The sequence below is a fragment of the Phaeobacter sp. G2 genome (genome assembly GCA_025163595.1).
Lineage (GTDB): Bacteria > Pseudomonadota > Alphaproteobacteria > Rhodobacterales > Rhodobacteraceae > Pseudophaeobacter.
Genome location: CP104104.1, coordinates 48,595 through 70,485, shown reverse-complemented (window position 1 = coordinate 70,485; position 21,891 = coordinate 48,595). Strand labels below are relative to the sequence as shown.

The window sequence follows — 21,891 nt, the reverse complement described above, 5'->3', positions numbered from 1 at the left end:
TCTGGGCTGATACTGCCAATTGGTGTGGTTGCGGCGCTTAGGTCAGCTTGTTGCGAATGTAGGTGTCCACCGCTGCGCGCTGATCAGGATCCAGGCGCAGGTTCAGCTTGGTGCGGCGCAGCAGGAAATCGTCGCCAGTGCGCACCCATTCGTTTTTGATTACCCAGTCCAGCTCGCGCGCGGTGATGGTTGCGCCAAACTCCTGGCCCAGATCCTGCGCGGTTTTGGCATCGCCCAACACCTCCCAGGCCTCCAGCCCATAGGCGCGCATCAGGCGGCGGCTGGCGTAGGCGGACAGGAAGGGATAATCGCTGGCCAGTTTCGCCGTCAGCCTGGCCACATCCGCGACCAAAAAATTGCCGCCGGGCATCGCCACGCCGGCGGTCCAGTTGTCCGAGAGTCCCGGCAGGGCCTCGCCAATCTTGGCCAGGGCGGCCTCGGCCAGTTTGCGGTACGTGGTGATTTTGCCGCCAAAAACATTGAGCAGCGGCGCCTGGGTTTGGTCCAGTGTCAGCACATATTCGCGCGTTGCTGCCGTGGCCGAGCTTGCCCCGTCATCATAGAGCGGGCGCACCCCGGAATACGTCCAGACCACATCCGCGCGGCTGATCGGCTTGTCAAAATACTGCGAGGCAAATTTGACCAGATAATCCTGCTCTTCTGGGGTGCATTCCGGTGCGACCTGTGGGTTCGGGTGGTCCGCATCGGTGGTGCCGATCAGGGTAAAGTCTTCCTCATAGGGGATGGCAAAGATAATCCGGCCGTCCTCACCCTGAAAGAAATAGCAGCGGCCGTGGTCGAACAGTTTTGGCACCACGATATGGCTGCCGCGTACCAGACGCACGGTTTCGCGGCTGTTTTGGCCTAGGGTCTGGCGCAGCAGGTCGGCAACCCATGGCCCGCCTGCATTGACCAGCATCTTGGCGTGATGCTCTGCGGTTTCGCCGCTGGCGTGATCCTTGACGGTGATGACCCAGTGATCGGCGCGGCGCTCTGCATGCAAGACTTCGGTACGGGTCATGATCGTGGCGCCACGGGCCTGCGCATCGCGGGCGTTGAGCACCACCAGCCGGGCGTCTTCGACCCAGCAATCGGAGTATTCAAAGGCCTTTTTGAATTTCGATTTCAGCGGCCGGCCCGCCTCATTCGTGGTCAGATCCACCGTGCTGGTGCCCGGCAGGATGCCGCGCTTGCCCAGGGAATCATACAGGAACAATCCCAGGCGGATCAGCCAGGCCGGACGCCGCCCTTTCATCCAAGGCATAAAGGTGGTCAGCAGTTTTGAGGTCGGCGTGTCGTTGTCGAACCGCATGTCCTTGTGGAAGGGCAGCACAAAGCGCATCGGCCAGGAAATATGCGGCATCGCCTGCAGCAGAACTTCGCGTTCTATCAGGGCTTCGCGCACCAGCCGGAACTCAAAATACTCCAGATAACGCAACCCACCGTGAAACAGCTTGGTTGAGGCGGAAGAGGTGGCCGAGGCGAGATCGTTCATTTCGGCCAGGGTGACAGTGAGGCCACGCCCGGCGGCGTCGCGGGCGATGCCGCAGCCATTGATGCCGCCGCCAATGATAAAGAGATCGGTGATTTTGGGCTCAGTCATTTTGGATCCGGTCATTTTCGCTGCTTTCGTTTTTGATCTCCTGGGATTCCGTGCACAGGATTTGCGTGCCTGCCGCACGGGCGGCTTCGCAGAAGGGGGCGGGGGGCCGTTGATCGGTGATCACCACATCCAGGTCGGCCAGACCGCAGATCCGCACGGGCGCGGAGTGGGCAAATTTGCTGCCATCACATAGCAGGATGGTGCGCCGTGCGTTTTTCAGGATGGCACGGGCGACGGAGACTTCGCGGGCATCATGGTCCAGTACCGCGCCGTCCTCATCCAGCGCCGAGGCGCCGATGATGGCGTAGTCGACCTTGTAGCGAGAGATAAATTCAACCGCATCTTCGCCGATGATCGCCCCGTCGCTTTGCCGGACGGTGCCGCCAACCAGGATCAGCTCTTTTGCCTCGCCACCCATCATTAGGTTTATAATGTTGATATTGTTTGATAATACGGTAAGGCCGCGATGGTTTTCCAGGGCCCGTGCCGCCTGTTCGGTCGAGGTGCCGATGTTGATCGCCAGCGAACAATTGTCGGGGATAAACTCGGCCAGGAGGGTTGCCATGGTCTGTTTTGCGGTGGCGTTTTGCTTGCGCCGGTCGGCATAGGCGCGATTGGCGGCAGAGCTAACCCGCACTGCGCCGCCATGCACCCGCGACAACACTCCGCGCGCAGATAGATCCCGCAGGTCGGTGCGAACCGTCTGCAAAGACACCCCAAAGCGCGCCGCGAGGTCCTCGACCTCCACCCGTTCCTGGCTGTTCAGCAGGTCTAGAATCTTGCTGTGGCGACTCGTGGCGTCCATGGGCTTTCCTTTTTGTGGGAATGCCTATCGGATCATGTCGGTTTTGTCACCACATGTTTTCGTTTGACTTGCGATATATGAAATATCGAAAACACATGCGTGTGTATCCCTGCTTTCAGGCGGGGGCATCAGGTCAGGCGGATCAGGTGGTTGTCCCAGGCCAGATCGTGGTACTGCAGTGGTTTTGCTGTGCCTTCGGTCAACGCCAAGATCTGGCCCAGCCCGGTGCTGGCGATCAACCCAGTGTTGGCGGTGGCAAGGCCGCAGACATCTTGCAGAATATGTTCGCGAATGATTTCACCGCTGCGGGTGTCCAGCACCTGCACCAGCCCGCCCCTGGGGGAGGACACCGCGATGGATTGGTCGTCGGCGGCAAAGGCAACAGAGCCGCCATAGCTGCGCATATTGCGCAGCCTGGGGTCGCCCTGTGCCAATAGCTGCGGTGCAGCGCCGGGTTGATAAAGCCCCAGCAGTGGCAGCTCCGCACCGGGATCTCCCTGCCATTGCATGGCAAAACCCAGGATGCCCGTTGATGACAGGGCAAGGTGGCGGATCGAGTTCAGGCGCAACTCTTGATTCAGCTCCATCACGTCCAGCACCTCACCCTCCAGCGACAATAGGCTGAGGTTCGGGCGCATCTGTGGCAGATTCAGCTTGGCGCGGCCGCTGTCGGGGTGCGTTTCAATGCCGCCATTGGCAATGGCCAGCTGGTCACCGTCCTGGCTGTGGCGCAGCAGCATATCATGGGGCCCGACCCCACCAGAGCCAAAACTGCCAATGCGACGGTACCCCTGCGTGACCTCCCAAATGCCGATCACGCCACGGGTATTTTCATAGTCATTCTCAGTCGTGAACAGGCGACTGCCATCCCGCGAGAACAAGCCATGACCATAAAAGTGGTGCCCCTGCGGCGGTTCCAGACGGGCCAGATGGGTTCCATCCCGACAGTCGATGACATCGGCAAAGCGACCGGGGCGGCGGGCAAAGGCAACGGCCTCGGGGCGAAAGGGGTGGGCGGCGGCGGCATGGCCGCGCCCCGGCAGCGGGCAGGTAAAACGCAGTGTCCCGGTTTCAGACAGGCCTGCCAGCAGGTAGTGCCCACCGGGATCTTTGGCCGCCGCCAGAAAGGCCGGGCCGCCAAGGTCCGCCCAGCTGGGGGCAGGGGCCAGGCCGGTGGCCAATAGGCCGGCGATAAAACCGCGTCGAGAGGTCATGGGTTGTCCTTTGTGCCGTGTGCTGTTCCGTGTTGACGGCTGTCAGTCGCCGTCCAGTGCGTTAAAGCCTGCCAAAACCCCCAGCGCGGGCCCTAGATCGCTCTCAATCAGCGCCCGCAGATCGTTGACCTCTTGCTGTAGCGCCTCGATGCGGAACCGTTTGGCCGGGTCGGCAACCCCTGCGAGGCTGGGATCTTCCAGACGCAGGGCGCGCAGGATCGGTTTTTGAAAGGCGGCTTCCAGTCGCGCCACCAGATCGTCGTCATCCTGCGCCAGCGCGACGGCCAGCGGCTGCAGCGCTTGCAGAGCCAGGACGATATGGTGCTGGCTGCGGCCTGAGCGCCAGGCCTCGGCGCGTTTGGGGCGGGGTTTGTCAAAACTGCCCAAAGGGCGGCCCAAACGCATATCCGCCAGCATCTGCAGCCCTGTGTTCAGTGACTTGAAAAGCTCTTGCTTGACCTCGGTTTTATCCTGATAGCGCCCGGTGGCACTGCGCATCTGCGCCGCATAGGATTGTTGCCAGTCCTGCTGAATGGCCTCAGCCGTGGTGGCAATATCGCGGGCCATGGTGGCAATCAGGGCGCAGCGATACTCCGCGGGTTCGGCGCTGGTAAAACTGGCATCGTAGAGCATGAACTCCAGCGCATAAAAACCGCGACCGGCAATTGAGGACTGAGAAAAGCCCTGTGGCGTCAGCAGGGCAGGATCGGCGTCACGCAGGTGTTTGGCCAGGGTTTTGGGTGTCTTGCCGCGACTATCGGGCCAAAAAGCCAGGGCAAAGGCGCGATTGTCCGTCTCAGTAGGGCCAAAGCGCAGGTGGCTGACCCGGGTCCAGTCGTCAAAGGCCTGGCTGTAGGCGTTTTGCAGTGGGGCGACATCGGGTTGGCATGTGCGACCGGCGGTTTCGGCCAGATCCTGGCTGCTGTCGACCAGGGCCTGCATGGCGGGCAGGATCTGATCGTCGAGGATTTCATCCACCACATCGGCGCGCGCCGATGTGGTGACAAGCGCGAGGCTGGCGGCAAGCGCAAACAGAAGATGTTTCAAATCAGAGGCTCTCCAGAAAACGAATGAGGGTGGCGCGGTCATCGGGTGACAGCGAGATAACATGATCACGTGCGGGTTTTGCCTCGCCGCCATGCCATAGAATGGCCTCCAGCAGGCTGCGGGCGCGGCCGTCATGCAGATAAGTCGCGTCCGGGTTTACCTGCTTGGTCAACCCGATCCCCCAAAGCGGTGCGGTGCGCCACTCGCGACCCGTGGCGCGGCCTTCGGGGCGGTTATCGGCCAGCCCGTCGCCCATGTCATGTAGCAGCAGGTCACTATAGGGCCAGATCAGTTGAAAGCTGTTCTCGGGCCGATCCGCCAGCCGCTGGGTGACAAATTTGGGCGTGTGGCAGCTGGTGCAGCCGCTGGTGTAAAACAGCTCCTTGCCGCGTAGCACCTGAGCATCATCGCTGTCGCGGCGCGCAGGTACGGCGAGGTTGCGGGAATAGAAGGTCACCAAATCCATATTGGCCTGGTCAATTTCGCTGCCACGGACATCGCCATCCCCATGGGGGGCGCTGAGGCAGCGGGTTTGCGCTGCGGTGCAATCCCCCGCTGGGCTGGGGAACAGCGGTGTCGAGATGCCGATATCACCGGAAAAGGCCGCTGCCGATTGCTGGTGCAGGGTTGGCATGCCGGCCTTATAGCCAAAGCGCCCCAGCATGATCTGCTGATATTCGCGCGACCAGCTGAGGTTGGCGCGCCCGGATATGCCGTCACCATTGCTGTCACCCTCATCGACATTAGCGAGGATATCCGCTGTCGAGATCGCCTCCAGCAATCCCAGACCAATCATTGGCGGTGCCATGCGGGGCGATAACATGGAGTCTGGGTGCAGCGGGCCATAGCCAAGGTCCGCGGCGCTGTAGCTGGGGATGCGCAGCTCGGCCGTTTCGCCACCTGCCAGGGGAATGGTCGATGTGCTGTAGTCCACCCCCAGCCGGTATTCAGGCGCGATGCCGGCTGGGGAAAAATCCTGCAACTGGCCGCCATAGGTGGGGTCAGGGGCAGTGCCGATGTAATCTGTCACCGCCTGCAAGTTCTGCGGCGTCTCACCGGGGGTGGAAATGCGCAAAAACATCGAGGCCGAGCGATAGTCCGGGCCTTTGGGAGTCGCGCCGCGCCCATCCTTGATGTGGCAGCGCTGGCAGCTGCGGGCATTATAAAGGGGTCCCAGCCCGTCGGAGGCCAGCGTCGAGGCAGGCGCGAACACCCAGATCTTTTTGAACAAGCCGTTGCCGAGCTTGAATTCCAGCTCTTGTTCAAAGGAGAGATTGGCGCTGTGCTGGGAAAAAGCCTCATCATCGCGGCGCGCCCGAACAGTGGCGCTGCCGCCGGGGTTGTCCTCAAACGCTTCGGGGGCGGTGAAATCCTGCGTCGCCGCCGCGACCTTGGTCACGCGGGCCTGCTCTGCAGCGCTGCGCGGCAGGGTGTTTAGGTGGGGATCCCCCAGCGAAAGAGCTGACAAATCCAGGGGTGGCGCGGGTGTGGGATCCTGGGCCAAGGCGGGAGAGGCCGCCGCAAGCGCGGCAGCCAGAAGGAGCTTACTCTTCGACCTCTTCCATTTTGGTGGCGTTGAGTTGTGCATAGTTTTCGGCACCAATCCGGTCGTGGAGGTCAAGCTGGGTTTCGAGGAAGTCGATATGGCCTTCTTCGTCTGCCATCAATGTTTCAAACAGCTTCATGGTGACGTAATCGCCGGCCTCGTTGCAGACCTCGCGCGCCTCTTTGTACAGCGCCCGGGCGCTTTCTTCGGCGGCAAGATCGCATTCCAGCGTTTCCTTAGGCGTCTGACCGATGCGCAGCGGATCCAGCTTTTGCAGGTTGGGATGGCCGCCCAGAAACAGAATTCGTTCAATCAGATTGTCCGCGTGCTGCATCTCTTCGATGCTTTCCTCACGGCTTTTCTTGGCCATGCTGCCCAGGCCCCAGTCGTCCTGCAGGCGATAGTGGAGCCAGTATTGGCTGACCGCTGTCAGCTCATGACGCAGCGCTTTGTTGAGATAGTCGATGACTTTGGGGTCGCCCTTCATTGGTGCTCTCCTGAGTTGTTCTGCGGCGTAGGTTCTGCAGCTCTGCCGGTACGTTCATTCTATCATTGCTGCGCATGGTGTCGAGGAAGAGCGGCATGCATCCGCCACAATCGGCCGCTTTGCCAAGCGCGTGATAGATTTTCCCAGGGGTGATAATGGTTTCCGGGTCCGCGCTGCGCATCCAGTCAATGGCGGCATGGATATCGTGGTCCGAAATTGAAGTGCAGTGGCAGATGATCATGCAAAAGACCCCTGGGAATGTGTGGCACCGTGGTTCTATCGAGTCGATGCAATATCTGACTAAAATAATCGGAATACAAGGGTTAAATCTGATTGTTTCTATCGGGTAATAGGGGTTTGAAAAAAAATATGGGCCGCAAAGCTGCGGCCCATCTGGCGTGTGGCGATTCTAGCGGGGTCCGAGGGAAGGCGTAACCCGTCAGATCAGCTGCAATTGCGGTGTTGAGCCCGCAGGTATCCTCACTGTTAGCCGCCGAGTGGGATGATCAGGTTGAGACCAACAATGGTATCTTTTACGCCACCATCATCCTGCCGCGCCAAAGCGCCGCCCAGAACCATGCCGTTGCTGAACTCGCGCTCCAGCGCAATCGAGTGAAGGTCGGTTTTGCCGGAACTGTCCAGGTCACGCTGCGACAGGGTGCCCGACAGGGTCCAGTCGCCCATGGAATAGGCCGCGTTCAGGGTCACAAAGGTTGCGTCATCGGCTGTGCCGCCAAAATTGCTAAAGCTGGCAACCTCAGCAAAGACATCCAGGTCAGCGTCAAAGGAATGGCCAAGACCGGCGACAAAGCCCTGTTCGTCATCCACGTCGCCCACACTGGCGCTCAGGTGCCGCGCGCCGATGTGGAAACGGGTGTTGTCCACCTCGTGGTTCCATTGAATGGCAAAGCTGTCCAACTTACCGGTGTTGCCCGCGCCGCCGGTATTGGAACGGTTGCGGCCACGATCCGTGCCCCAGGAGCGGCTGAGCGAGGTGTCATCGGCAAAGAACAGGCCAAAGGACAGGGTGCCGGCACCGTTCAGCTCGACATCGGCCAGGATGCCCAACTGTTCTGTCAGCTCATAGTCTTCGGCGAGCGTGCCGCCAAAAAAGCCGGCAGTGTCATCCCAGGCGGAGCCAAAAACCGGGTGCAGCTTACCAATGGCGACGGTGGTGGATTCACCGATGCCAAAGCTAAAGCCGAGCTCTTCGACATAGAGCCCAAGGTCGTCAAAGGTGCGATCGGCGGTTGGATCGGTGACGCTCTCGCCGGTCAGGGTCGAAAAGATCGCCATACCATTGCCAAAGGTATAGGTGCCGGTGGCGGTGATGATGGCATAGGTGTTGCGGATTTCATTGGCAGGCACATCGGAGGAGACAACCTGTTCGTTGCCAACTTCGATTTCACCTTCCCAGGTGAAGCCTTGTTCGGCAGCGGCAGCATTTGCGCACAGCAATAGGGGCGCGCTGAAAGCCAGCGCGGCTTTTGTCTTGGTATTCATGGACGGTCTTCTTTCTGGTGGGGAGACCTGGCTGTTTGGATTTGCCAGGCCTCTTGGGTCTTAGCTCTGATGATTTGTTATGATATCACGTTGCGGTGCTTTATTCGAAGACCGCCGAAGGATTGTCAAGACTGTCTGAGCCTTCAAATTCCAAACCATTCAGATTGAGCAGTTTGACCACGCGCTCGATTGACCGGGTTTGATCCACCAGCCCATTGACGCCCCCCATGATCAGGGCCTCGCCTGCGGCATTGCCCTGTTGCAACATCTGGTCATAGGAAAAGCCGGCTTCGGCGGTGGATTTGATCCGCCCTAGGGCCCGCATCGTGGTGGACAGTTTGGTCTGCATTTCAAGGTCCAGGCCCGGCTCGGCGGCGGCGACCAGATCGGACAGCGACGGGCCAGAGATCAGTGCGCCATTCACCCGTACATATTCACCAAGGTAGACGTTTTGCACGCCGAGGCCATCGTAGTAATGGCTGTTGTGGGTATTGTCGGAAAAGCAGTCGTGCTCTTCTTCGGGATCATTCAGCATCAGGCCCAGGCGCATGCGCTCGCCCGCCTGTTCGCCATAGGACAGAGATCCCATGCCAGTGAGCATGGCAGAAATCCCGGCGCCTTCATTGGTCAGCAGGGTGGAGCGGGCTGCGCCGGTCGCGTCCCATTGGGCCGCCATCCATTGCAGATCAGAAACCAACAGGTCGGTAGCGGCTTTCAGGTAGGCGCCACGGCGGTCGCAATGACCATTGGTGCAGCTGTCACCTGTCGCATAGTCGGTCCAGGGGCGGTTGCCTGCGCCGTGGTCGGTGCCGTTCAGATCCTGACCCCAGAGCAGAAATTCAATGGCGTGATAGCCGGTGGCCACATTGGCCTCGACGCCATCGGCCTCGTGTAGCGTATCGGAGAGCAGCGCCGGGGTAATGGCACTGGTGTCGATGGTTTTGCCAGACAGATCAAAGCTTGGATTGGCGATCACGTTCAGCGCTGCCAGAGCGTTTTCATCGCTGGGGCCACCATAGGCGGCATCCACATAGTCGATCAGGCCTTCATCCAGCGGCCAGGCGTTCACTTTGCCTTCCCAATCGTCAACAACGGCATTGCCAAAGCGGAAGACTTCGGACTGCTGATAGGGCACGCGGGCCGCCAGCCAGGCGTGACGGGCGGCGGTCAGGGCCTCGGCGGAGGGCGCGGCGACCAAGGCATTTACCGCACTTTGCAGCGTCTGGGCGGTGGCGAGGCTGTCTTGGTAGGTGGCTTCGGCGATATTGGCATAGTTGGCCAGAACCTCGCCCTTGCTCGCGGCCATAACTGGTGTCGCGCCGAGGGCGAGACCTGCCAGGGCAGAGCCCGTCAAAAACAGATTTTTCATTTTGAAATCCTTGGATAGTGTCGCTTGAGGGGGTCTATGATGGGTCACCGGAGCCGCGTCGGCAGGGGCGTAGTGCTGCCACGTCTGCAGACCTGCGGTAGGCTCATTTGGTCAGAATCAGCTTTCCGGCGCGGGTGATGCGCAGGCTGTAGACTTGGCCGTTGAGCAGAATGCGGGCCTGAATGCCCCCACGGGTGAGATCCTCAGCGTGGTAGGTTGGGAATACTTCGGGAGATGCTGCGGTGGTTGGCACTGGGTTTGATGTCATCTGGTTCATGTGGGTCGCCCATTGTTGAATTCCGCCTTGTCCAAAAGCCATTCCAGGCACAGGCCGCTTAGGGCGCCGCTGGGGGCAAAAACCGGGGCCCAAATTGCCTCGCGCTCCACTGCCGTTTCAGGATTGGGGCAGGGGGAAGGCGTGCGGGTCTGGTGGTTTTTGATCGACATGGTGGCAATTTCTATTTGTGTGATGTGGCTCCGGGCTGGCCTGTCGAGTCAGGTTGGCTGCGGGCTTTATACCTGATTAAATCTATCAGAAAACCCTTTCTGACTATTTTTGTCGGAAAATATTACTTCGCGATGTATTATTCCACAAACGGGAAACAGTGTTGATGATTTTCCCTGTCTGAACCAAAAGGGGCAAAAGCGGCGCTACCAAAAGGAAAAGCCCGCCTTGAATAAGGCGGGCTTTGCAGGTTTTGGCGCGCTTGCGCGCGCCGGATTGGCACCTTGAGGAGGCGTTGTTAGTCGCGGGTCCCGGCGAAGCGCTCTTGCCAGTCTTCCCGTTGTTCGTCGGTGATTTTGGCAAAGAGATTTTCCGGTACGCTAAACCCATGGCCCACAGGCAATCTGGACAGCGCGGCCTCTACATCAGCCGGCCAGCTGCTGTCGTCGCAGTTCAGCGCCTGCATCAGCGCCTCGGAGGCGGTGGGAATAAAAGGCGCGCTCAGCACCGCATAGAGCCGGATCAGGTTGAGGCCAAGACGCACCTGGGTGGCAGCCAGTTCGGGATTGGTCTTGAACGTGGACCAAGGGGCGGTGCTTTGCAGGTATTCGTTGCCGGCAACCCAGATCGCCCGCAGCTCCTGAGCGGATTTGCGCACTTCCATGTTTTCCATGTGCTGCTCATAGGCACGAATGCGGTTGGTAAGGTCCGCAATCAGCGCCTGTTCTGGTTCGCCATAGGGGGCGGATTCGGGAACAGCTTCGCCAAATTTGGAGCGGCAGAACTTGGTGATGCGGCTGACGAAGTTGCCCAGCACATCCGCAAGGTCCTTGTTCACGGACTGCTGGAAATTCTCCCAGGTGAATTCGGCGTCAGAGCTTTCGGGGGCATGGCTGAGCAGCCACCAACGCCAATAGTCGGCGGGCAGGATTTCCAGCGCCTGATCCATGAAGATGCCGCGCCCCTGGCTGGTGGAGAACTGGCCGCCATCATAGTTCAGGTAGTTGAAGCTTTTGAGGTGGTCGACCAGTTTCCAGGGTTCGCCAGAGCCCAAGATGGTGGCCGGGAAGGACAGGGTGTGGAAAGGCACGTTGTCCTTGCCCATGAACTGGACGTATTTCACATCGTCGGCGCCCATGTCGGTGCGCCACCAGCGTTGCCAATCGGCATCCGTTTTGCCATTGGCCTCGGCCCATTCGCCAGCGGCGGCGATGTATTCGATGGGCGCGTCGAACCAGACGTAGAACACCTTGCCTTCCATGCCGGGCCAGTCCTCGGTGCCTTTTTTGACCGGAATCCCCCAGTCGAGATCGCGGGTGATGCCGCGATCCTGCAAGCCGTCGCCGTCATGCAGCCATTTTTTGGCGATCGAGGTGGTCAGCACTGGCCAGTCGGCTTTGCTGTTGATCCAGGCGTCCAGTTGGTCCTTCATCTGGCTTTGGCACAGGAACAGGTGTTTGGTGGCGCGGACTTCCAGATCGGTGGAGCCGGAGATCGCCGAGCGTGGATTGATCAGGTCGGTGGGGTCCAGCTGCTTGGTGCATTCTTCACATTGATCGCCGCGCGCCTTTTCAAAGCCGCAGTTGGGGCAGGTGCCTTCGACATAGCGGTCGGGCAGGAAGCGGCCATCGGCGTGAGAGTATATCTGGCTGTCGTCCACTTCGCGGATCAGGCCTGCCTCGGCCAGCTTACCGGCAAAATGCTGGGTCAGCGCGTGGTTCTGTGGGCTGGAAGAGCGGCCAAAGTGATCAAAGCTGAGGCCAAAGCCCTTGGCAATCCCGGCCTGGACTTCATGCATTTCGGCGCAGAAGTCCTCGACGGGCTTGCCCGCCTTGGCGGCGGCGAGTTCGGCGGGGGTGCCGTGTTCATCGGTGGCACAAAGAAACAGCACCTCGTTGCCGGTGGCGCGCTGGAACCGGGCATAAAGATCAGCCGGCAGCTGACTGCCAACCAGATTTCCCAGGTGCTTGATCCCGTTAATGTAGGGAATTGCCGAAGTGATCAGAACGCGTGCCATGCCATCCACCCATGTGTAAAGTCAGAGCTCCGTCTACCCCATGCGGCGCGACACGAAAACCCCGGCTGGACCTTTCAGAGCATTTTTGAAAGCGCTCCTGGGATCAGGTCCCATTTACACTGCTTTTACACTTGTTTGCGATCTATTCCCGCGCAGCTATAACGGGAGTCATTCACCGGATGTCTTGAAGTATCCCAGACATGACACCAGATAGAATGCATACCATTGCATACTGAACGATTTTTTGACTCGAGGATCTTGCCATAGATGTTTGTCTACCTGTTTGATCCCGGTTTTCTGCCCTTCACCTTTGCGCTGGCGCTGCTCTTTGGTCTTGCCGGGTTGGAACTGGCGGCCCTGCTTATCGGTGCGAGTTTCCTTGGCAGCGGTGAGGCCGAGGCGGGCCTTGATGGCGCCGATGGGCCTGAACTGGGCGACATGGGTGATGTTGCGGGGGACCTGTCTCTGGACACGGATGCCCTGGGCGATCTTGATCTTGCGGATATTGATGGCGTTGACCTGGCCGAAGACACGCTGCCGGTTGACGCCTCTGGCGGGGTTGGCAGCTGGCTGGGGCTGGGAAAAATGCCGATGCTGATCTGGCTTGCCGTGTTGCTACTGGGTTTCGGCCTGAGCGGTATCGGGCTGCAACTGGGGGTGAAATCCCTGTTGTCCGCTACGCTGTCGGCCTGGTTGGTTGCGATTCCGGCGGGGGCCTTTGGTCTGTGGTTTGCCCGCAGCTTTGGCGCTGTCTTTGCGCGGGTTTTGCCGCAGACCGAAACCGAAGCCCTATCAGATCGTAGCCTGGGGCGTCGGCGAGGGGTCATCACCCAAGGCACTGCCGCCACAGGGCGCGCCGCCGAGGTGCGGGTGATGGATCGTTATGGCAATGCGCATTATCTGCGCGCCGAACCCTTTGCCAAGGGCGAAGAGATTACACAGGGCACCGAAGTGCTGGTGATCCGGGACAGGCGGCAGGATGCCTATGTTCTGATCCCATTGTCGGAATGACGCCTATTGCAGCCATTCATCTGCTGACACAAAGGCGGGTTTGATATGGCCAAGAAAACAACCGAACAAATAATCGAACAAACAGCTGAACAAACAACCGAACAAACGGCCGAAATTTTATTGGACGATGGAGAAATTCAAATGGATTTTCTGATTATTGGTGTGCCCAGTGTACTGGCACTTCTTCTTGTTATTGGCCTGGTGCTTGGGCGCTTGTATCGGCGCTCAACCCGCGAAGTTAGCCTTATTAGAACCGGTTCAGGCGGTAAGAAGGTGATCATGGATGGTGGCGTTCTTGTGGTGCCCTTGCTGCATGAAGTCAGCCCGGTCAACATGAAGACCCTGCGCTTGGAAGTGAAACGCGACGGCGAGGCGGCCCTGATCACCCAGGACCGGATGCGGGTCGACGTTGGCGTGGAATTCTACGTCTCGGTGATGGCGACCTCTGAGGGGATTGCCCGCGCAGCCCAGACATTGGGGGATCGCACCTTTGATGTGGAGCAGCTGCGCGAGATGATCGAGGGTAAGCTGATTGATGGTCTGCGCGCGGTTGCGGCACAGATGACCATGGATGGATTGCATGAAAACCGGGCTGATTTTGTCCAGGAGGTGCAAAACGCGGTTTCCGAAGATCTGACCAAAAACGGTCTCTCACTGGAATCCGTGTCACTGACAGCGCTGGACCAGACCCCGTTTGAAGCGCTGGACGAAAACAACGCCTTTAACGCTGTTGGTATGCGCAAGCTGGCCGAGGTGATTGCGACATCAAAGATGGAGCGCGCCCAGATTGATGCGGATGCTGATGTGTCGGTGCGCCGTGCGGCGATGGAGGCCCAGCGTCAGAAACTGTTGATCGAGCAGGACGAAGAGCAGGCCCGCATCGAACAAAAGGAACGGGTTGAAACCCTGCGCGTCGCCCAGGAGGCTGAAATCGCTGCCCGGACCGAAGATTCTGTGCGCGAAACTGAACGCTCTCGTATTGCGCGGGAAGAGGCCATTCGTTCCGCCGATATTGAGCGTGAGCGCAAGATCCGCGTCGCTGAGATCACCAAAGAGCGCGAGCTGGAAGTGACCGAGCAGGAACGCCAGATTATCATTCAGCAAAAATCGGAAGAAGAAAGCCGCGCTCGTGCCTCTGCCGATCTGGCCCGCGCCGAAGCGACCAAGGCGACCGAAGCCGTGGCAACCGCCCGTCAGGTGGCCGAAGCCGAACGTGAAAAGCAGATCGTGCTGATCCAGGCCACCCGCGAGGCTGAGCGCCAGGCCACAGGCATCCGGCTTGCGGCTCAGGCAGAAAAAGACGCCGCCGCCGACCGGGCGGAGGCTCGCCGCGAGGAAGCCCAGGCCGAAGCAGATGCGCTCAACATTCGCGCTGAGGCGAAAAAGAACGACATGTTGGCCGAGGCCGAAGGGAAGCGCGCCATCGTTGACGCTGAAAATGCGCTCTCGGCTGAGCTGATCGGCATGAAGATTGATCTGGCCCGTCTGGAGGCGATGCCTTTGATCGTCGCTGAGATGGTGAAACCTGCTGAAAAGATCGACTCGATCAAGATCCATCAGGTTGGCGGTATTGGCCCAATGGGCGGCGCTGGCGGCACTGGCCAGGTCGTGCAGGGGGGTAGCGGTGAAAAGCCGGTGGTGAACCAGGCGCTGGACTCGATCATGGGGATGGCGGTGCAGATGCCGGCGCTGAAAAAGCTGGGCGAAGAGCTGGGCCTGTCGATGGAAGATGGCGTCAGCGGAATCGCCAGTACGGCACTTGGGGTTGAGGCGCCGAAACCCTCCTCTGCTGATGAACCATCTGAAGGAGCGGCTGAGGCATCAGAGGTGGAGCCGGGCTCCGCCGCCTGATCAATCAAACAGATTTTGGAAAGAGGGCCGGGAGTTTCCGGCCCCTTTTTATTTGCGCTCCCGCGCCCGTTTCAGCAATCGCCCAATGGTGAAAGAGGTGCGCGGCGCATAGACATAGCGGGTCCGGTCTTCGACATTTGGCGCAGGCCGCGCTTGCATTCGTGTCAGGCCAAATATCATCAGCAGAATATGACCCACAGCGACAAAGGCAAACAAGGCTGATGGCCCATAGTTGCTGATCAGGCTGGAGGCCACATAGGGGGCCGCAATCGCGCCCAGGGCAAAAAAGAACATCAAGGCCGCCGAGAGCTCAACCCGTTGTTCAGAGGTGGCAAAATCATTGGCATGCGCCGAGGAGAGCGAGAAAATCGGAAAGGTGGTGAGGCCAAAGAACCCTGCTGCCAGCATCACTCCAAGGGTGCCGGTTTGACTGGCCATCATGGTGATGAGGCAGCTGATCACCGCCGCCGCCGACAGCCAGATCAGCACCCAGCGCCGATCGTATTTATCGGCCAGCCAACCCATTGGATACTGCGCTACCGCACCACCCAAAACGAATGAGGCCAGGAAAAAGGCAATCTGGTCGATTTCCAGCCCGACCTCTTGTCCATAAATCGGTCCTACCATCCGAAAGGAGGCCGAGCTGAGCGCCGCGACAATCACCCCGGCGACCGCCAGCGGTGAGCACTGCCAGGCCAGTTTAGGCCGCAGGCGTGGGGCCTTGGGGGTTTCGGGCTGGCTGGCGCGTGTCAGGGTGAGCGGCAGCAGAGCGGCACAGCACAGCAGCGCCAACAGGTTGTAAGAGACATAATAGGCTGGCGGCAGAACCGCGATGAACAGCTGCGCCCCCAGTGACCCGCCCATGTCCACCAGCCGGTAGGTGCCCATGGCGCGGCCGCGGGTTTCATTGGTGACCTTGGCGTTGAGCCAGGCTTCGATCACCGTATAGCTGCCAGCCACACAGACCCCGGAGGCGATCCGCATGGCGGCCCAGGCATAGGGGTCGTTGGTCAGCGTATGGCCAATCAGCCCCATGGCTCCCAGCGCGGTGCAAACGGCAAAGCTGCGCGAATGGCCGATGCTGCCCAGCAGGCGTGGCGCCCACCAGCAGCCCACAAAAAAGCCCAGAAAATGCGCCGAGCCCAACAGGCCGATCTGTTCTTTGTCAAACCCCAGGGCAAACCCGGACAGCGCATCAAGCGGCCCGACGCCTCCGGTTGCAAACTGCAACAGCACGACCGACAGGAACAAGGCAGCAAAGGAAATGATCATACGCATAACAGGCACTCAATGCTGTATGCCGGGGGTGTTGCAAGAGGTTTTTCGCCGCAAATGTCGTATCCAGCCTGTTGGCGACACTTTATGCCAGCTGATGCAGACCGGCGCGAATGTCCAGACGCACAGTGTCGCCAACCAGCCCCGCATAGCCCGATGCGCCATAGGCGGCACGGCTCAGGCTGCCCTGGAGGGTGACATCCAGACGGCTGAGATCATCCACTGCGCTACCGGTGCGACGAAACAGGGCGATCTGCAGCGAAAGCGGCAGGGTTATCCCGCGCAGGGTGAGGTCGCCGATGAGTTCGGCGCCATTGGACAGGCGCCCTTCGGGGCCGAGCAGGACGCGGCGGGTGACAAAGCGGATGGTCGGAAAATGCGCGACATCCAGAATTTTGGGGCCGGTCATGGCCTTGGTGGCAAAGATCAGACCAGTTCTGGCGGCCCTTGCATCCAGCGAAACCGCAACCCGGGTGTCGGTCAGCTGTTTGGGGTCCAGCGCCACCTGTGAGCTGGAAATAGGCATCGTGCCGTTTTGCCAACTGCCATTGAGGCGAAAACCAAATGTTACCTTTGTGGTGGCAAGATCCAGGGCATAACCCGGAGTCTGGGCCCGCGTCTGGGTTTGGGTCTGGTTGGCCGCCACGAGCCGACCCGGCACCGTGGAGAGCCCGGTGCCTGCAGCCAGGCTCACCAAGGCCAGAAGGATTTGTCGGCGTGACGGCATGATATGGTCCCTGCTCTGTCCGGGCCGCGGTGGCCGTGGTTCAGTTTGAAATAAACCCCTCCTTGAACCCATAGCAGGTTCTGCCACCAGTGCTAGCAGCCGCGTGCGGCCGGGTGTAATTGCCGGGATGGCTGGGACATCAGGTTGTCCGTGGCACGATAGGCCCGCCGGCCTTCTCCCAGGCGGTAAAGCCGCCTTCGAGATGCATCACAGGTTTCAGCCCCATTTCCATGGCGATCTTGGCACTCAGGGCGGACCGCCAGGCGCTGGCGCAGTAAAACACATAGGTCTTGTCCTGATTGAACACCGGCTTGTGATAGGGGCTGTCGGGATCGATCCAGAACTCCAGCATGCCGCGGGGGCAGGAAAAGGCACCGGGGATCAGGCCAGAGCGTTGCAGTTCGCGTATGTCGCGCAGATCGACAAAGACATAGGCGGGGTCTTGCGCCTTTTCCTTGGCTTCAGAGATCGACATGGTGGTGACGGTCTCATTGGCCTCGGCCAGCAGGGCCTTGACGCCCTTGGTGATGTTTTGTGCCAATCCGGCGCCCTCCAGTTCCTATAGGTCGCTGTAAGGGTGATCCATTTCGGCGGGATCTACAAGGGAGGCTTAGTCTGCGGTGGCGGTCCAACGCAGGGGTTCGAGCCGACGTCCGGCCTCAAGCCAAGCCTCAAGCCCACCAGAGAGGCAGAGCACGTTCTGCAGGCCGAACTGCATTGCCAGTTGCGCCGCAAGGGTGGAACGCAGGCCGTTGTCACAGTAGAAGATGTAATTTTTGTATTGTGTGAACACCTCCCGGAAATAGGGGCTCTCGGGGTCCATTGCGAATTCAAGCAGTCCACGTGCGCAGCAATGCGCCCCTTGGATGCCACCGAGACGTTCAATTTCACGGACGTCGCGCAGATCAACAAACAAAGTGTCAGGATCGTCCAGAAGGTTGCGTGCGTCTGTCACTGAGATTTGAGTGATCACAGCCTCTGCTTCGGACAGGATCTGGCTAAGGCGTTTGGGTGAAATAACGTTCATTGCGCGTCTCCATTTGTGTCTCGGTATATCTTTGCATACCATTGTATGCGCGTTCGGAATACGACCAATTTAAAAGATAGTTAACATAAAGATTGTTAACATAGAGGGCCGCGAGGTATCTGCTTGAATTGGTTCTTCAGTTGCATAATCTGGCGTTGATATTGAACATTGGATGAACGCGCGATGAAAATGAACCCACTTGGAACCACCGGGATGGTCGTCTCAGAACTCTGCCTGGGTACGATGACCTATGGCACCCAGACACCGGAAGATGACGCGCATAGGCAGATCGAAACCGCGCTGGCGGCCGGGGTGAATTTCATCGACACCGCTGAGATGTATCCGGTCAACCCGGTGCGGGCGGAAACCACAGGGCGCAGCGAAGAGATCCTGGGGACCTGGAACAAAAAGACCGGACGGCGGGGTGACTATATTCTGGCCACCAAACATTCCGGCGAGGGCCTGGCAGCGGTGCGGGACGGCGCGCCGATTTCGTCCAAGACCATCGCCAGCACCGTTGAGGGATCCCTGAAGCGGCTGCAGACGGAGTATATCGACCTCTACCAGTTTCACTGGCCCAATCGCGGCAGTTACATGTTTCGCAAGAACTGGAATTTTGATCCCTCAACCCAGAACCGTGAAGAGACCCTGGACAATATGCGCGACTGTCTGGAGGCGCTGCAGGGGCAGGTGGACAAGGGCAATATCCGCGCCTTTGGACTGAGCAATGAAAGCGCCTGGGGCACCGCGCAGTGGCTGCGGCTTGCAGAGGAGGGGCTGGGGCCAAGGGTAGCCTCTATCCAGAATGAGTATTCGCTGATTTGTCGGATGTATGACACCGATCTGGCCGAGCTGAGCGTCAATGAGGATGTGGGGCTATTGGCCTTTTCACCTCTGGGCACCGGGCTGTTGACGGGCAAGTATCAGGAGGGCGTGGTGCCGGAGGGGTCGCGCAAATCCATCGTGCCAGAGCTGGGCGGGCGGCATTCGCCACGGGTTTACACTGCGGTTGCGGCCTATCTGGACATCGCCGCGCGGCACGGGCTGGACCCGGTGCATATGGCCCTGGCCTGGTGCCGCACCCGGCCCTTTATGGCCAGCGCCATCTTTGGCGCCACAACGCAAGCACAGCTGGAACATGCGCTCAAATCAGTGGCGCTGGAGCTGTCGGCGGAGGTGCTGGAAGACATCAACCAGGCCCACCGCGCCCATCCCATGCCGTACTAACCCGGCAAGGGGGCGCTCCCGCCTGCGCCAGAGGCATTAATATGCCTCTTTGCAGTTGGGCCGGGCGCCGCGCTTTGCGCGGCGGAAACAGGCAGTAAATTTGCTGAGATACCTCTCAGGAGCAGGTGTGCCCCTGAGAGGCCATAACGAGTCTATTGCCACAGGCACCGCCTCAAGGGTGAACCCTGCTGCGCAGGGCCGCAGAGCGGCCCTTGACCCGGAACCTGTGGGGACAAAAGGTCAATGAGTGGTGGGCCGGGGCGATTCCGGGCGGGACTGGCCTGAACCACCAAAGCTGGCCTTTTCAGGCGTATTGCGCATTTGGCGCAGCTCTCGCGCCGAGGTGCCATGGGCCACACGAAAGGCGCGGGCAAAGCTGGAGGGCGAGGTAAAGCCGGTGGCCAGAGCCACCTCCATCAGTGACAGATCGGTGTCGCTGACCAGACGGCGGGCCTCTGCCAGGCGCAGGTGCAGGTAGTGGTCCTGCGGCGTGGTATTGAGCCGCAGGCGAAACTGCTGTTGCAGGCTGCGCGGGCTGGTGCCCAGGCGTTCGGCAATTTTGGTCAGGGTCAGGGGCTCATCCAGGGCGGCTTCCATCAATGCGTTGGCCTTGGCGGTGAGGGCGTTGTGTTTGTGCCCACCCAAGCGGCTTTGCGGGCGGGTCGGAACTGCGGGGCCATCATAGAGGAACAGGCCGGCCACACGGGCGGCAAAGCCGGCGCCATGGCGGGTGCTTATGATATGCAGCATCATTTCAATCGCCGGGGTGGCACCGCCGGAGGTCAGGCGTTCGTCCGAGACGGTGAAGCGGTCATTGCGGCAGTCCACCTCGGGAAAGCGGCTGGCAAAATTCTCCAGATCTTCCCAGTGGGTGGTGGCGGGATGGCCCTGCAGCAGGCCGGCCTCAGCCATCAGCCAGGGGCCGCCATCAATGCCGGCAATCGTCGTGCCTTGCGCTGCGATGCGCCGCAGACCGGCCAGCAGACTGGGGGTGGCTTGCTGGGCCAGTTGGAAGCCGGCCACGACAATCAGCAGCTCGCAGTCTTCGAGCCGGGCCAGGGGAAAGCTGGGCACCGAAAGGCCACTGGTCAGCATTGGCTGGTCTTCGGTGGCACTGACATAGTCCCAGTCAAAGACGCAGCGCCCGGCCAGCCGGTTGGCGGCGCGCATCGGATCGACGGCGGCCGCAAAAGAGAGCGTGTTGCATTCATCAAGCACCAGCACCGCTGTTTTCAGCGGGCGATGTTCGGGTTGCAGGATGTTTTTTGCGGATTTCATCAACTTCGATTCGCTTAGTGTAAACTGTCTCTGCAAAGGCTGAGGCACAGTAGGCCGTGACGCAAATAGGAATCTGGGGAAGAGCCTGGGGATAACTCTAGGCACAACCCTGTACATTGCCGGGAAAACCAAAATGCCTCTGAATATGAACAAAAACGTCTTTATTACCTGCGCGGTGACCGGCTCTGGCAGCAGCCAGGATCGCAGTCCGCATGTGCCGCGTTCCCCCCAGCAGATCGCCGACAGCGCCATTGCCGCCGCCAAGGCCGGCGCCGCTGTGGTGCATTGCCATGTGCGCGATCCCGAAACCGGGGTGCCGAGCCGTGATCTGGGACTTTACCGCGAAGTCACCGACCGCATTCGCGACAGCGACACCGATGTGGTGCTGAACCTCACCGCCGGCATGGGCGGCGACATCACCTTTGGCGATGTTGAAAACCCGCTGCCGGTCAATGCGGCTGGCACCGATATGATTGGCGCCACCGCCCGCATGGCACATATCGCTGAATGCCTGCCCGAGATCTGCACCCTGGACTGCGGCACCATGAACTTTGCCGAGGCGGATTACGTGATGACCAACACGCCGGGCATGCTGCGGGCCATGGGTCAGATGATGGCGGATCTGGGTGTAAAGCCCGAGATCGAAGCCTTTGACACCGGCCATCTGTGGTTTGCCAAAGAGCTGGAGAAAGAAGGTATCCTGCAAAGCCCCGCTTTGGTTCAGCTTTGTATGGGGGTGCCATGGGGCGCGCCCAATGATCTGAACACATTCATGGCCATGGTCAACAATATACCTGAGAGCTGGAACTGGTCGGCCTTCTCGCTGGGGCGGGATCAGATGGCCTATGTGGCGGCTTCTGTGCTGGCGGGTGGCAATGTGCGGGTTGGGTTGGAAGACAATCTTTGGCTCGACAAGGGCGTGCTGGCGGAGAACTACCAGCTGGTAGAGCGCGCAGGCACCATTATCGAGAACATGGGCGGCAAGCTGATGGGACCGGCAGAGGTGCGCGAACAGCTGGGGCTGGTGAAGCGGGCGCCTAAAGGCTGAATTGACAACAGCAGCAAAGGGAATAGCGTCTCAGCATTGTTTCAAAAAGGAACTTTTGATGCGCTATTTTATTTCCGGAGCGATGCTTTTTTTCATGGCGGCATGCATATCCGATCACGAACGGGGGCCTCGAACCAAAGAAGAGCGGGCAATGGCCAAAGAGTGCTCAGCCAAGGGTGGAAAGTTTGCACGGACAGGCATCTATGCGCAGATTACGTTTTGCCAAATGCCAAAGCGAGCGGCTGTTGATGCTGGGCAAATGTGTACGGATGGTAGCCAGTGTGAAGCGGGATCTTGCTTGGCCGAGACCGGTACCTGTGCGCCCGTTGTAAATGCCTGGATTTGTGAGCCGGTGCTTGAAAAGGGTGAGCGGCTAGAAGTTTTGTGCCCTGACTAGAGGGCTGGATAACG

Annotated in this window: 22 protein-coding genes; 5 read left to right on the top strand and 17 right to left on the bottom strand. The window is 59.8% G+C overall.

Features of this window, described 5'->3' with window-relative positions; all coding sequences use genetic code 11:
- Nucleotides 1-37: 37 nt before the first annotated feature.
- The 12 genes from glpD to metG all read right to left on the bottom strand — a co-directional run bounded on the left by glpD (nucleotide 38) and on the right by metG (nucleotide 12,036).
- Entirely contained in the window at nucleotides 38-1,603 is a 1,566-nt protein-coding gene (gene glpD, locus N1037_22230) for a glycerol-3-phosphate dehydrogenase (protein UWS81839.1), read from the bottom strand.
- Complete coding sequence (locus N1037_22225; GenBank protein UWS81838.1) at nucleotides 1,596-2,408, bottom strand: DeoR/GlpR family DNA-binding transcription regulator; 813 nt, start codon at nucleotides 2,406-2,408, stop codon at nucleotides 1,596-1,598. The genes glpD and N1037_22225 overlap by 8 nt, the downstream gene beginning before the upstream one ends.
- 128 nt (nucleotides 2,409-2,536) lie before the next feature.
- Entirely contained in the window at nucleotides 2,537-3,622 is a 1,086-nt protein-coding gene (locus N1037_22220; protein UWS81837.1) for a DUF1513 domain-containing protein, read from the bottom strand.
- A gap of 42 nt (nucleotides 3,623-3,664) precedes the next feature.
- Complete coding sequence (locus N1037_22215; GenBank protein UWS81836.1) at nucleotides 3,665-4,669, bottom strand: imelysin family protein; 1,005 nt, start codon at nucleotides 4,667-4,669, stop codon at nucleotides 3,665-3,667.
- 1 nt (nucleotide 4,670) lies between these two features.
- Nucleotides 4,671-6,257, bottom strand: a complete 1,587-nt coding sequence (locus tag N1037_22210; protein UWS81835.1) for a c-type cytochrome — start codon at nucleotides 6,255-6,257, stop codon at nucleotides 4,671-4,673.
- Nucleotides 6,214-6,702 carry a bacterioferritin gene (gene bfr / locus N1037_22205; protein UWS81834.1) on the bottom strand — a complete coding sequence of 163 codons (489 nt, stop codon included), beginning with the start codon at nucleotides 6,700-6,702 and terminating at the stop codon, nucleotides 6,214-6,216. The genes N1037_22210 and bfr overlap by 44 nt, the downstream gene beginning before the upstream one ends.
- Nucleotides 6,650-6,943, bottom strand: a complete 294-nt coding sequence (locus tag N1037_22200; protein ID UWS81833.1) for a (2Fe-2S)-binding protein — start codon at nucleotides 6,941-6,943, stop codon at nucleotides 6,650-6,652. The genes bfr and N1037_22200 overlap by 53 nt, the downstream gene beginning before the upstream one ends.
- 245 nt (nucleotides 6,944-7,188) lie before the next feature.
- On the bottom strand, nucleotides 7,189-8,205 hold the full coding sequence (locus N1037_22195) for a porin (GenBank protein UWS81832.1): 1,017 nt from the start codon (nucleotides 8,203-8,205) through the stop codon (nucleotides 7,189-7,191).
- Between the two features lie 100 nt (nucleotides 8,206-8,305).
- On the bottom strand, nucleotides 8,306-9,574 hold the full coding sequence (locus N1037_22190; GenBank protein UWS81831.1) for a peptidase: 1,269 nt from the start codon (nucleotides 9,572-9,574) through the stop codon (nucleotides 8,306-8,308).
- Between the two features lie 103 nt (nucleotides 9,575-9,677).
- Nucleotides 9,678-9,851, bottom strand: a complete 174-nt coding sequence (locus N1037_22185; protein ID UWS81830.1) for a hemin uptake protein HemP — start codon at nucleotides 9,849-9,851, stop codon at nucleotides 9,678-9,680.
- Nucleotides 9,848-10,021: a hypothetical protein gene (locus N1037_22180; protein UWS81829.1), complete on the bottom strand. Its 174-nt coding sequence runs from the start codon at nucleotides 10,019-10,021 to the stop codon at nucleotides 9,848-9,850. Before N1037_22180 ends, N1037_22185 begins: the two co-directional genes overlap by 4 nt.
- A 296-nt stretch (nucleotides 10,022-10,317) precedes the next feature.
- The gene (gene metG / locus N1037_22175) at nucleotides 10,318-12,036 is read right to left on the bottom strand and encodes a methionine--tRNA ligase (GenBank protein ID UWS81940.1); all 1,719 of its coding nucleotides are present in this window, start codon (nucleotides 12,034-12,036) and stop codon (nucleotides 10,318-10,320) included.
- Nucleotides 12,037-12,303: 267 nt separating this feature from the next.
- Between metG and N1037_22170 the strand changes: the two genes are divergently transcribed.
- Both N1037_22170 and N1037_22165 read left to right on the top strand, forming a co-directional pair.
- Nucleotides 12,304-13,047: a YqiJ family protein gene (locus tag N1037_22170; GenBank protein ID UWS81939.1), complete on the top strand. Its 744-nt coding sequence runs from the start codon at nucleotides 12,304-12,306 to the stop codon at nucleotides 13,045-13,047.
- Between the two features lie 141 nt (nucleotides 13,048-13,188).
- Entirely contained in the window at nucleotides 13,189-14,898 is a 1,710-nt protein-coding gene (locus N1037_22165) for an SPFH domain-containing protein (GenBank protein ID UWS81938.1), read from the top strand.
- A 48-nt stretch (nucleotides 14,899-14,946) separates the two neighbouring features.
- On the opposite strand, the gene N1037_22160 is transcribed toward N1037_22165, so the two are convergent.
- The 4 genes from N1037_22160 to N1037_22145 form a co-directional block, all read right to left on the bottom strand.
- Nucleotides 14,947-16,176 (bottom strand): MFS transporter, encoded by a 1,230-nt coding sequence (locus N1037_22160; GenBank protein ID UWS81937.1) that lies wholly within the window; start codon nucleotides 16,174-16,176, stop codon nucleotides 14,947-14,949.
- Between the two features lie 82 nt (nucleotides 16,177-16,258).
- Nucleotides 16,259-16,900 (bottom strand): YceI family protein, encoded by a 642-nt coding sequence (locus tag N1037_22155; protein UWS81936.1) that lies wholly within the window; start codon nucleotides 16,898-16,900, stop codon nucleotides 16,259-16,261.
- Nucleotides 16,901-17,039: 139 nt separating this feature from the next.
- A complete protein-coding gene (locus N1037_22150) occupies nucleotides 17,040-17,441 on the bottom strand; it encodes a rhodanese-like domain-containing protein (protein UWS81935.1) in 402 nt (133 codons plus the stop codon).
- A gap of 69 nt (nucleotides 17,442-17,510) precedes the next feature.
- A complete protein-coding gene (locus N1037_22145) occupies nucleotides 17,511-17,927 on the bottom strand; it encodes a rhodanese-like domain-containing protein (protein ID UWS81934.1) in 417 nt (138 codons plus the stop codon).
- Between the two features lie 183 nt (nucleotides 17,928-18,110).
- Here N1037_22145 and N1037_22140 point away from each other — a divergent pair, with 183 nt between their 5' ends.
- Nucleotides 18,111-19,154 carry an aldo/keto reductase gene (locus N1037_22140; protein ID UWS81933.1) on the top strand — a complete coding sequence of 348 codons (1,044 nt, stop codon included), beginning with the start codon at nucleotides 18,111-18,113 and terminating at the stop codon, nucleotides 19,152-19,154.
- A 240-nt stretch (nucleotides 19,155-19,394) separates the two neighbouring features.
- Here N1037_22140 and N1037_22135 read toward each other — a convergent pair whose 3' ends face one another.
- Nucleotides 19,395-20,432, bottom strand: coding sequence for a GlxA family transcriptional regulator (locus N1037_22135; protein ID UWS81932.1), 1,038 nt, complete (start codon nucleotides 20,430-20,432; stop codon nucleotides 19,395-19,397).
- A 133-nt stretch (nucleotides 20,433-20,565) separates the two neighbouring features.
- Here N1037_22135 and N1037_22130 point away from each other — a divergent pair, with 133 nt between their 5' ends.
- Both N1037_22130 and N1037_22125 read left to right on the top strand, forming a co-directional pair.
- Nucleotides 20,566-21,480, top strand: coding sequence for a 3-keto-5-aminohexanoate cleavage protein (locus tag N1037_22130; protein UWS81931.1), 915 nt, complete (start codon nucleotides 20,566-20,568; stop codon nucleotides 21,478-21,480).
- A 58-nt stretch (nucleotides 21,481-21,538) separates the two neighbouring features.
- A complete protein-coding gene (locus N1037_22125) occupies nucleotides 21,539-21,877 on the top strand; it encodes a hypothetical protein (protein UWS81930.1) in 339 nt (112 codons plus the stop codon).
- The last annotated feature ends 14 nt before the right edge of the window (nucleotides 21,878-21,891 follow it).